The organism is Bacillus sp. JJ722, from assembly GCF_036963345.1.
In the GTDB taxonomy this organism is placed as follows: Bacteria; Bacillota; Bacilli; order Bacillales; family DSM-1321; genus Bacillus_AD.
In genome coordinates this window covers 1-11818 of the sequence record NZ_JBALMO010000094.1, presented here as the reverse complement: position 1 = coordinate 11818, position 11818 = coordinate 1, and the positions used below count along the sequence as shown (strand labels likewise).

8 protein-coding genes are annotated in these 11818 nt (G+C 34.0%); 7 read left to right on the top strand and 1 reads right to left on the bottom strand.

Annotation, left to right across the window (positions count from 1 at the left end; all coding sequences use genetic code 11):
• Nucleotides 1-408: 408 nt before the first annotated feature.
• The 7 genes from V7014_RS12920 to V7014_RS12890 all read left to right on the top strand — a co-directional run bounded on the left by V7014_RS12920 (nucleotide 409) and on the right by V7014_RS12890 (nucleotide 10619).
• Nucleotides 409-1842 carry a PLP-dependent aminotransferase family protein gene (locus tag V7014_RS12920; RefSeq protein WP_335507742.1) on the top strand — a complete coding sequence of 478 codons (1434 nt, stop codon included), beginning with the start codon at nucleotides 409-411 and terminating at the stop codon, nucleotides 1840-1842.
• Between the two features lie 471 nt (nucleotides 1843-2313).
• Nucleotides 2314-3606 (top strand): aminotransferase class I/II-fold pyridoxal phosphate-dependent enzyme, encoded by a 1293-nt coding sequence (locus V7014_RS12915; protein WP_335507740.1) that lies wholly within the window; start codon nucleotides 2314-2316, stop codon nucleotides 3604-3606.
• A gap of 241 nt (nucleotides 3607-3847) precedes the next feature.
• On the top strand, nucleotides 3848-4723 hold the full coding sequence (locus V7014_RS12910; RefSeq protein ID WP_438824914.1) for an aminoglycoside 6-adenylyltransferase: 876 nt from the start codon (nucleotides 3848-3850) through the stop codon (nucleotides 4721-4723).
• 214 nt (nucleotides 4724-4937) lie between these two features.
• Nucleotides 4938-5354, top strand: a complete 417-nt coding sequence (locus V7014_RS12905) for a MarR family winged helix-turn-helix transcriptional regulator (RefSeq protein WP_335507736.1) — start codon at nucleotides 4938-4940, stop codon at nucleotides 5352-5354.
• Between the two features lie 3 nt (nucleotides 5355-5357).
• On the top strand, nucleotides 5358-6545 hold the full coding sequence (locus V7014_RS12900) for an MFS transporter (RefSeq protein WP_335507734.1): 1188 nt from the start codon (nucleotides 5358-5360) through the stop codon (nucleotides 6543-6545).
• A 485-nt stretch (nucleotides 6546-7030) separates the two neighbouring features.
• Nucleotides 7031-8257, top strand: a complete 1227-nt coding sequence (locus V7014_RS12895) for a CaiB/BaiF CoA transferase family protein (RefSeq protein ID WP_335507732.1) — start codon at nucleotides 7031-7033, stop codon at nucleotides 8255-8257.
• Between the two features lie 463 nt (nucleotides 8258-8720).
• Nucleotides 8721-10619 carry an alkyl/aryl-sulfatase gene (locus V7014_RS12890; RefSeq protein ID WP_335507730.1) on the top strand — a complete coding sequence of 633 codons (1899 nt, stop codon included), beginning with the start codon at nucleotides 8721-8723 and terminating at the stop codon, nucleotides 10617-10619.
• A gap of 94 nt (nucleotides 10620-10713) precedes the next feature.
• Here V7014_RS12890 and V7014_RS12885 read toward each other — a convergent pair whose 3' ends face one another.
• The gene (locus V7014_RS12885; RefSeq protein WP_335507728.1) at nucleotides 10714-11625 is read right to left on the bottom strand and encodes a LysR family transcriptional regulator; all 912 of its coding nucleotides are present in this window, start codon (nucleotides 11623-11625) and stop codon (nucleotides 10714-10716) included.
• Between the last annotated feature and the right edge of the window lie 193 nt (nucleotides 11626-11818).

Genomic DNA, 11818 nt, shown 5'->3' with positions numbered 1-11818 from the left:
GTTAATAGAGTATATTTTTTTAACATGTATAAACCCCTTTCAGTATTTGGGAGAGTGAATAGTAAATAATGAGGGAAGAGTGATTCACAATCGTCTTTTATATTAGATGGGTAATTCTAGAAACGCAAGTAATTGACATAGGTGTCACTAAATTTTCAAAAACGAAAAATATTTACTATTTCACAGTACTTAAAATTTAACAAATGCCTATAGATGAGGTAACATGATTGATTATACTTTTTCATAGAAATCTAAAAAGAAAATTATCAGGTCATACTAAATGGAGTGGATGGTAAGAAGTGAAGAGAATTGGATGGTTGAGAAATAGTATTATTATTTTATAATAATACTATTTAGGTAAATGGAAAAATATATTATGAACTAAATAATGATTAAGGAATGTCTAAGATGGAATGGAAACCAGATCGGAAAGCAAAAAAACCACTGTATAAACAACTTGCAGAATATATTGAAAGTGGAATAGCGGATGGTACTTTTCCACCAGATAAGCCGCTACCTTCTGAAAGAAATTTAGCGAAGGAATTTAACATAAATAGAAGCACAGTAGTTACTGCGTATGATGAGTTGGAAGCTAATGGACTCATCCAGAGGAATAGAGGAGTAGGTACCACGATTAGTAAAGATATTTGGGGAATTACGAAGAAACGTATACCGAGCTGGAACAGGTATATTGAAGCGGGGAGTTTCCTACCTAATTTACCTGTTACACAAAAGATTCGTAAAACAATGGTAGAAGATAAACTGATTAATTTAGCTAGCGGGGAATTATCGGAAGATCTTTTCCCAATGGATTCATTAAGAAAGATTACTTCGTCCAGATCTTTCATAGGAAGTTTAGGATATGATCATCCCCAAGGAAACGTGATATTAAGAGAAACGATTGCAAGGCACGTAAAGGGATTTCGAAGAATTGAAACGAATCCTTCATCCATTCTTATTACATCTGGTGCACAGCAAGCTCTACATTTAGTTGTACAATGTTTATTAAAACCGGGAGATGCAGTAGCATTGGAAGAGCCATCTTATCATTATAATCTTCCAATATTTAAATCAGCGGGAATTAAAACATACTTTTTGCCAGTTGATAAGGATGGTGTAAACCCTGAAGATTTAGTCTCGTTGCATAAGAAACATCGTATTAGAATGATATTTTTGAATCCGATCTTTCAAAATCCGACAGGGTCTTTATTGAATGAAAGTCGCCGAAAAGATATTTTGAAAATATCTTCTGAATATGGTATTCCTGTTGTTGAAGATGATCCATATAGTTTAACATCCTTTTCAGGAAAAGAGATGGCAACATTAAAATCGATGGATCATAATGGAAATGTTTTATACATTAGTTCATTATCAAAAATCGTTGCTTCAGGGTTGCGAATCGGTTGGATTATCGGGCCAAAACCAGTTATCGAAAGATTATCCGATGCGAAGCAACAAATCGATTTCGGACATGCTAGCTATACACAATGGATTTCGAATGATTTTTTAGATTCCAAAGAATTTGATGCTCATATCAAGAATTTAGTTAAAAAGTTAGAGATGCGAAGAAATCAAATTGTCACTAGCCTTCGATATTTCTTGAAGGATGAAGTGGATTTTAATATACCAGAAGGCGGAATTCACATTTGGTGCAAGATAAAGAAAGATTTCAATGAGGTACAATTGCTTGAAGAGTCCATCAAACGAGGTGTCATTTACGCACCTGGAACAACTATGGGATCTCAAAAAGGATTTATTCGTTTTACATTTGCTAGGGAAAACGAAAAATCAATACATGAAGGAATTAAAAGATTTGCAGAAGCTCTAGAAACTATAAAATAATAATGAATTGTTTATCGTAGAATCATGATTTGTTCATGGTTCTTTTTTAAATGGATGGTTAAAAAAATATATAAATGGATGGTTTGAAAAGGATGAACTTTTAATATGATATAAGGGTGGATAATCATCCATAAAGTAGCTAAACAATGAGACTTTCTTGGTTAATTAGAAGAGTTGATTCACAATTATCTTTTTACTACAAAAATGTTTATAGTTCATTTTAATAGATACGAAGTCATTTCATATCTATTTTGGGGGATGAGCTATAAATAAAAATTGAATTGTTTGTACTGCTAAAAAGTATGATTCGTTCGTGAACTAAGGCTAAGAACGATACAATCAGATTCTTCAGCAAGAAGTAATTGTCCGTTATGACAACATTGGGGGATGTTGGCATAAAGGAGAATAACTTATACAAGCATATATATCTAGCCAATGAACGATGGTTAGTGGTCTTGAGGAGAGGATATGATGAACGAGCTTGCAAAAGGTTTAAACGATGTCATACGTAAATGTAATCTAAACGTATATCATGCATTGTCTGATTTAGGTAAGAAGTTGTATTATCCAAAAGGGATTTTAAGTCAAAGTGCAGAAGCGAGCAAAAAGGCAACTCGATTTAACGCGACTATAGGAATTGCCACAGAAGAAGAAGCTCCGATGCACTTTAAGCATATACATGAAACATTAAAAGGTTATGCTCCTGAAGATGTATACACCTATGCACCTCCATCTGGAAAGATGGAATTGCGTAAAGAATGGAAAAGAAAATTGTTAAAAGAAAATCCTTCTTTACAAACGAAAAGCATAGGGATGCCTATTATGACAAATGCACTTACTCATGGATTAAGTTTAGCAGCCGATCTGTTTGTAAACGAAAATGACGCGATTATTTTGCCTGATAAGTATTGGGGGAATTACCAGTTTCTTTTCCACGTTCGAAGAGGAGGGCATCTTAAAACATTTGAGCTTTTTGATGAGACAAAAAGATTTAATGTCAATGCTTTTAAGAAGCGCTTAATGGAACAAAAAGATGCTGGTAAAGCCATTGTTTTGCTTAATTTCCCTAATAATCCGACAGGATACAGTCCTCATGAAGAAGAAGTGGAAGGTATTATTTCTGCTGTAGTTGAAGCTGCGGAGGCTGGAATTACAATCGTCTTAATTTTAGATGATGCTTATTTCGGACTATTCTATGAGAATTCTGTTAAAGAATCTTTGTTTGGTAGATTCGCGGGACTTCATCCGAAAATAATACCTATCAAGGTGGATGGTGCAACAAAAGAAAATTATGTTTGGGGTCTTAGAGTAGGTTTTCTTACATTTGCCTCTGAGCATGATGAAATATTAGAAGCACTAGATCAAAAAACATCAGGGCTTATTAGGGGAACAATTTCAAGCAGCTCCCATTTGTCGCAAACGATCATTTTACATTCGTTACAATCGAAAGCTTATGAACAAGAAAAGCAAGAAAAGTACGTGATCATGAAACGGCGTGCAATGAAGGTTAAGGAGATTGTCGATTCAGAAAGATATAAAGATGTCTGGACTTATTATCCTTTTAATTCTGGGTACTTTATGTGTTTAAAGCTATTCCATGTAGATGCTGAAATGCTAAGATTGCATCTATTAGACAAATATGGAATTGGTACAATCGCAATCAATAGAACCGATTTACGAATTGCCTTTTCATGTGTTGAAGAAGAAAAGCTGGAAGAGCTTTTCGAATGGATTTATAAAGGAGTACAAGATCTACAATCTTGATACACCTCATAACAACAGTAATTAGTAGATAAGTAGATAAGTAGATAAGTAGATAAGTAGATTAGTTAGTTTTTGTTTCAATATACGGAGATTAGGCTGTTCCATTTTGGGGCAGCCTTTTCTAAATCGAAAAACAACTACATATTCCTAATAACTTTTATTTACGTTCTTAAATGAATAGTCTGACCTTTATATATTATAATTTTCTTGGTAAGCTTTTTTATAGAGCTTTTTAGGAGGAATGATCGTGCGTTCTGCGGAAGAAATATTAGATTTAGTGCTACGCGTTGCTAAAAAAGATGATAGAGTGAGAGCTGTTGGGATGAATGGCTCAAGAACGAATGCTAATGTGCCTAAAGATCCTTTTAGAGATTTTGATATCGTCTATCTTGTAACTGATATGCAATCATATATAAATAATCCGAATTGGATTGGTATTTTTGGAGAGCGAATCATCATGCAGACGCCTGAGAATATGTCGTTGTTTCCAGCAGAGCTAGGGGGTAGATTTTCATATCTCATGTTGTTTACTGATGGAAATCGTATAGATTTGATGCTAATTCCGATAGAAGAAAAAGAGATTTATTGTTTTGAAGATGGTCTTACTGTGCTTTTGTTAGATAAAGATCAGCAAATGCCTACTATACCTGATCCAACAGATGAAGGCTATTGGATTAAACGACCTTCTGCTGAGTTCTTTGCTGATTGCTGCAATGAGTTTTGGTGGACTTCAACCTATATAGTGAAAGGGCTATGGAGACAAGAAATTTTATATGCATATGATCATTTCAATATGGTTAGATCAATGCTGCTAAAAATGATTGAATGGAAGGTCGGCATTCAAACGGAATTTTCATTAAGCATTGGTAAGAATGGAAAGTTTCTAAAGCGCTATGTTAGCCAAGAAATATGGGAAAGGCTCTTGAAGACTTACCCAAGTGGGAGCTATGAGTCTGTTTGGTTTGCTTTGTACACTTTGACGGAATTATTTGAAGAGGTTGCAATGGAAGTGGCGAATTATTTTGATTATTCTTATCCCATTGATGAAGCAAACAAAGTTAAACAATATCACAAGCATGTTCAAACTTTACCTCCAAATGCAACTGAAATATATTAAGAGTGAAAGCCTTGTACTAAAATGTGCAGGGCTATTTTGTACGGAATTAAACAGACACAGGTTCATCAAAGGTAGCATATTATTATAGCGTAATAATTAGTAGCGATTTGATTTTAAATAAAAAATTCAAAAAAATCAAAAAATACTTTACATTCCAAGAAGAACACGATAAATTTAATTAAATTAACTAACTAATTTTTTAAAAGGAGCTATTATGTACTCATTTTTCTCAAAAATTGCATTAGTTCGGCGAATTTATACTAATCGATTGCAAGAGAAGTTGAATCTTCATGGTGTCACAACAACTCAATGGGCTTTAATCCGCTATCTTAAGGATAATGGTTCTTCTACATTAAGCGATGTAGCAGATTTTTGGCATGTGGAGAAGCCATCTATTACACCAATTGTTCAAAAGTTAGTTGCTCAAGAAATAATTATCATCTTATCAGGCGAGGATAAAAGACAGAAAATAATGAAGTTATCAGAAAAAGGTATCTCTTTGTATCAATTAATTAAGCAAACGACAGATGTTTTTCTAGAAAAAATAATGGAGGGGATTACGCAGGAGGAAAGAGAAATAGCAGAGCAATCTTTAAATCAATTGTTTGTGAACCTACAGAAAAGAGGGTAAGTGGTGAAGAAAGAAAAACTTTGGACAAAAGAATTTGTACTTGTGTCTTTAATTAACTTTATTATTACACTAATGTTTTTTCTACTAATGGTCACAATTGCATCATACGCAAAAATAGAATTTAATGCTTCTACAAGTTCAGCTGGGTTAGTTTCAAGTATATTTATTATTGGTGCATTAATTGGCCGATTAGTTACAGGTCGGGCGATTAGTGATATAGGTACGAAAAAAACATTGTGGATTGGTTTAATATTTTTCGCGGTAACGTCGATATTCTATTTCTTTGTAGCTAATTTAGCTTTTTTGCTGATCAATCGTCTATTACAAGGAATTGCAGTTGGTATAGCGGGTACCGCAACAGGAACCATTATTGCACAGATCTTACCTAAGTCTCGTAGGGGTGAAGGAATTGGCTTTTTTAGTCTAAGTGCGATTTTATCAACAGCTATCGGACCTTTTTTCGGTATTCTATTAATGAAAATGGAAAACGGTTTCTTCTTGATATTCTCTATGAATATCGTACTCTCCATGATTTGTTTGCTCATTTATGCTTTAGCAAGAATTAATATACCGATCATTGCATCTAATGATCTAGCAGTAAAAGGTTCATTCATTTCTAAATTTCTCGAGCCGAAAGCCGTACCAATCTCTTTCATTTCCTTATTAATTGGCTTCAGTTATTCAGGTATTCTCTCGTTTCTACCTTTCTATGCCGAAGAAATTCATCTCGTTTCGGCAGCTGGTTATTTCTTCTTAGTGTATGCGGTAGTAGTGATTTTCTCACGCCCGTTTACAGGGAGGTTGATGGATGTGAGAGGTGCTAATATTGTGACATATCCGAGCTTAGGTATTTTTGCTGTTGGAATGTTGCTCTTTAGTCAAGCTACAACTAGTTGGATGCTATTATTAGCCGCTGTTTTAATCGGACTCGGTTATGGAAACTTTAATTCAGTCGCTCAAACAGTAGCAGTGAAATTAACACCCCCGCATCGTTTGGGATTAGCAACCACGACATATTTTATTTTCTTTGATTTAGGATTAGGAATAGGACCATATATATTAGGATTTATCGTCCCGTTTACAGGGTATCGAGCTATCTTTGTATGGATGGTTGTTTTAATTATTTGCAGTATACCACTGTACTATTGGTTACATGGGAAGCGTGATCGTGAGTTATTACAAGCAGCTTAAAAATTGGATTAAAAAATCGTTTGTCACTTCATGGTGCTGAACGGTTTTTTAATTTTATATTATTTTTCAAAGGTAGTAGCTTGAATATGAAGTTCATTCAAGCTTCTTTACATGTAGCAAAAAATACCTATAGTATTATGGATTATTAAAATTGACTTTTTTTTCAGTTCTCTTATAAATCTATCAATCATTAACATTTATATAATATACCTTTTAATTTTTATACTTTCAATAAGTAAAATTCGAAATTACCATAAGTATAAATATTTAAAAATAATAGAATTTAGAATATGTCTCAGTATAAAAAGGAAAGGAGTTAGATTTAGGTAAAAACGTAGAAGCTAACTGTGCATTTGTGGTCTCGCTTAAGTGCTTGATCAGATGAAACTATCGTCTGAAAATGAAGTTAGATGGAAGTTAGGATAAAGAAATCACAAGGGTGATATTTACGAAAAATTTAGGTCTGAAATGGAAGGATGATTCACATGTCAATAGCTTTAGAATCTATACGGGTATTAGATTTATCTAGATTGTTACCTGGTCCCTTTAGTACCATGCTTCTTGCTGATTATGGGGCAGAAGTAATCAAGATAGAAGACACGGGAATCGGTGATTATGCAAGAGCAATACATCCAAAAATTGGTGAAGATAGCGCTTTTTTTCATTCGGTAAACCGAAACAAAAAAAGTATGTGTTTAGATTTAAAATCAGAACAAGGCAAAGAAATCTTTTTGAAGCTTGTTGAACAAGCTGATGTTGTGTTGGAATCGTATCGTCCTGGAGTGATGGACCGTCTTGGTGTCGGCTATGAAGTTTTGAAAGAAATAAATCCGAGATTAATATATTGTGCTATAACGGGGTACGGACAAACTGGCCCTTATGCTAAAATGCCTGGACACGATTTAAATTATATTAGCTACGCAGGATTATTAGAATATTTAGGTGTAAGTGGTCGTAAGCCGATTGTTCCTCCAATACAAATTGCAGATGTTGGTGGTGGAGCTCTAATGGGTACGATTGGCATTTTAATGGCTCTTTTTGAAAGAGAACGCTCCGGAAAAGGACAATTTATTGATGTTTCGATGATGGATGGAGTTCTTTCGTTGCTACAAGTTTTACTTCCATCGTATTTAGCATCAAAAGAGCAACCAGAAAGAGGAAAAATGGATTTGTCTGGGAGAAAGGCCAATTACGAGGTATACGAAACGAAAGACGGCCTATATTTATCAGTTGGTGCATCAGAATTAAAATTCTGGGAGGCATTTTGCAAAACGATAGGGAGAGAAGAATTTGTTCAAAAGATACATGCACCAACGGAAGAACAAGAGTACATGAAAGTAGAAATTCAATCTATTATTATTCAAAAAACAAGGCAAGAATGGGTTGAAATATTTGATGGAGTAGATACTTGTGTATCCGCCGTAAATAGACTTGAAGATTTAGAGAAGGACCCTCAACTTATTGAAAGAAAGATGTTCCAAACCTATCATGATGAAGAACTTGGGGATATCAAACTCATTTCACCACCGATTAAATTATCAGAAACTCCAGGAGTTATTTGGAGATTAGCTCCAAAGCCTGGTGAACATACAAATGAACTATTATCAGAAATTGGATATTCAGAACAGCAAATCGAGGCATTAATGAATCAACGTGTTATAAAAAATAGAGCTAATCCATCGAATTTGAAAACTAAAGGAATGTCTATCTAAACGACGCCGCTGAAAAAAGTGGTTGATGTCGAAAAGTATGTAATCTTATACACTATATTTAGTTTTGAAAAAGGAGTGCTTAATCTATATATTGAAGATTACGTACTCCTTTTGTTTAAACATTGGACTTTTTTTAGTACCCTCATCTAAATAGGTCATTCTTTTTTTAATATATTAAATCACAAGGCTAATATCTAAAAATATACAGACTGCCATAAAATTTAATTAATGTACCTTTTAATTTTTCAACTTTATTAAATTGCTGACAATAATTATTATAAACGTTAATATTTGCGTTATTTAGAATCATTGCGAATATCATTAGTAAAGAAAAGAAGTATGAGAAAATACGTAGGGAAAAGTAATCGGTATTCATATGGTAACGTTTACAAAAATCAAAGCTGAACATTCAATGGTATGATTATATACAAATTTCTTTAAAAACTAACTGGAGGTATGCTGTATGGCAAGTAATATAACAATTCAATCAAGAAATGCCACTTCATTTACAAAAAAAGTACATGAAGAGGTATACGATTACCTGAATTTTGATGACATACAAGATTTTGAAGATGCCCAAAGAGGTTTTGTTGCACCTTTAGAAACAAAAATTTTAAATGAAAAAGGGATAGTTGCTTGGGACTTGGATAAGATTGGGTTTCTTCAACATGATTCTGCACCAGAAACAGTTAACCCGAGCTTATGGAGAAACAGCAAATTACATGCTATTGCTGGCTTATTTAAAGTAGTAGACGGTGTTTATCAAATTCGTGGACAAGGATTAGCTACCACGATTTTTATAGAAGGGGCTACGGGGATAATTGTTTGTGATACTCAAACAACGATAGAATCTGCGCGAGCAGTAATGGAACTATATTATAAGCATCGGCCGACAAAACCAGTTACAGCCATCATTATTAGCCAAAGTCATACAGATCATTATGGAGGGATTCAGGCAATCCTAGAATATGCTGATCATCCTCAAATTCCAATTATTGCCCCGAAAAATTTTACTCAAGAAGCATTAAGTGAACAAGTACTTTTAGGTACAATTATGAGTCGTCGTTCTCAATATCAATTTGGATCTATCATACCAATTGATCCCAAGGGACAGGTAAATGCAGGCATTGGTCATATTTTAGGTACTGGTAGAGTTAGTTTTGTACTGCCTACTCTTGAAATTGAAAACACAATTCATGCGATGGATATCGATGGTATTTCCTTTACATTTCAATTAACTTTAAACACAGAAGCCCCAGCAGAAATGCATTTTTATATTCCAAATTACAAAGTAATCTACGCATCAGAAAACGCCAATAAAACAATGCACCAAATTTATACTTTAAGGGGAGCAAAAACGCGAGATGCACTAGCGTGGGCTAATGCCTTAGATCAGACAATTGACTTATTTAAAAATGAGGAGATTGAAGCTTTGGTTATGGCACATGCTTGGCCTGTATTAGGTAAAGAAAGAGCTTTGCAGCATCTGAAATTGCAACGTGATTTATACAAATATATGCATGATCAAACCGTTAGACTAGCCAATCATGGTTACACCATGGATGAAATAGCAGAAATGATTAAACTTCCAGAAGCGTTAGATAAGTATTGGGGCAATCGAGGGTATTATGGCACATTAAAACATAATGTTAAGGGGATATATAATTTTTATCTAGGCTACTATAGCAGTCATCCATCCGATTTAGATTCACTACCACAGGTGGAAGCAGGCGGAAAATATGTACAATACATGGGTGGTGCGGCCAACGTATTTAAACAAGCAAAAGAGGATTATATTAAAGGAGAGTATCGTTGGGTTGCTCAAGTATTAAAACATGTAGTAATGAACGATCCATCTAATCTAGAAGCGAAACATTTGTTAGCAGATACCTTTGAACAATTAGGATATCAAGCAGAATCAGCAAATTGGCGAAATACATATCTCACTGGAGCGTATGAACTAAGGAATGGTGTAATGAAAGGAACTCTGAACACAGCAGCAATGGCAATCAGTATGCCAATAGATGAGTTCTTCAAATTGTTAGCTATCAAATTAAATGGGACAAAGGCAGCGGGAAAAAAAATGACGTTAAATGTGATAATTACAGATACGAATCAAGCATATACAATTTATTTAGAAAATGCTGTGTTGATTCATAAAGCAAATGTTGTAGACGATAATCCTAATGTAGCCTTAACTGTAGATAAAGCAGCTTTCTGTAAAATGGGGATGGGCCTTCTTACACCAGATCAAGCAATTGCCGATGGAAAACTAATAGTATCAGGTGACCAAAGTAAACTGTATGATTTCTTGGATTTATTGGATCACTTCAAACTTTCCACTAATATCGTAACACCTTAGTTGATAGATTCATAATGATCTGTAACCCGAAAAATAGACTTTTTTTTCAAAAGTCTATTTTTCTAAAGTTCATAATTTAGTTTTATAGTCTTCTTTATTCTTTGAAATGATTCGCCTGGTTTTGAAGCGCTTTCAAAAATTCCTTGCCTGCTATAGGAAAATATCGATTTTTTAATTTAATACTATGATATGATATTAACGGTTTTATGTCTGATAAAGGCAATACAATAATATCTTCACGTTGATAGAAGGAATCGGTTTGGGTTGTTAAGTACGGTTCAAATCCAATTGCTAACCCTTGTGAAATAAAGTGCTTTTTTGTTTCAGGGTTTTGTGAAACTAGAAAGTTGACGAATTGGTTATATTCACCGAATATTTGTAAGATGAATTTTTTCGTATCATTTATATTCATTGAGGCAGCAATTGGATATTTATATATATCTTCTGTGGTGAGAGTATTTTTACTTGCTAATTCGGAATCGTTTCTAAAACAAATCCTCATCGAACTATCTGTGAGATGAGTTGTAGTAAGTAATTGATTTTCTTCGATTGTTGAGGAAAATGAAAAAATTAAACCTATATCCGCATCGCCATTCAGAACATCTCTTTGAATCTGAGCAGGCGAGGTTTCTTTAATCTGTAGAGTAACCTTAGGAAATTTTGTGTTTAGTTCAGCTGATGTTAGAGGGATAAGGCTCCTACAAATGCCAGGAGTAGCAGAGATAGATAGTAGCCCTTTTACCTCTGAAGTACCACTTTTAGCCTCTTGTTTAAATTCTTCTATACGATTTAATATATCTTGTGCTCTTACGATAAGTTTTGATCCTGATTCTGTGGGTTCTAATCCATTTCTAGAACGTTCAAAAATCTTGACACCAAGTTCCTCTTCTAACTTACTGATTGCTAGACTTATGCCTGGAGAGGATACGAACAGTCGTTCAGATGTGTTCGCAATGGAGCCAGTTTTAGCTATTTCAGTTATGTATAATAGTTGTTCGATACGCATAGCTTCACCCCTAATACATTATTGTTTACTTCAATTAGTTTTCAGAAAATTTATCATCCTACATATCTTGTACAATTAAATTTACATAACGTACCTTAAATTTTTTAAACTTTCAAAAAGTATAATATAAAATCATGATAAATGTAAAGGTTTTCAATATTTGGAGCTTTATAACTTATGTTTTCTATATAAT

Excerpts from the sequence above, each read along its gene's own strand:
- V7014_RS12915 (WP_335507740.1), top strand. The coding sequence starts at position 2,314 with ATGAACGAGCTTGCAAAAGGTTTAAACGATGTCATACGTAAATGTAAT.
- V7014_RS12920 (WP_335507742.1), top strand. The coding sequence starts at position 409 with ATGGAATGGAAACCAGATCGGAAAGCAAAAAAACCACTGTATAAACAA.
- V7014_RS12895 (WP_335507732.1), top strand. The coding sequence starts at position 7,031 with ATGTCAATAGCTTTAGAATCTATACGGGTATTAGATTTATCTAGATTG.
- V7014_RS12890 (WP_335507730.1), top strand. The coding sequence starts at position 8,721 with ATGGCAAGTAATATAACAATTCAATCAAGAAATGCCACTTCATTTACA.
- V7014_RS12885 (WP_335507728.1), bottom strand. The coding sequence starts at position 11,625 with ATGCGTATCGAACAACTATTATACATAACTGAAATAGCTAAAACTGGC.
- V7014_RS12905 (WP_335507736.1), top strand. The coding sequence starts at position 4,938 with ATGTACTCATTTTTCTCAAAAATTGCATTAGTTCGGCGAATTTATACT.
- V7014_RS12910 (WP_438824914.1), top strand. The coding sequence starts at position 3,848 with ATGATCGTGCGTTCTGCGGAAGAAATATTAGATTTAGTGCTACGCGTT.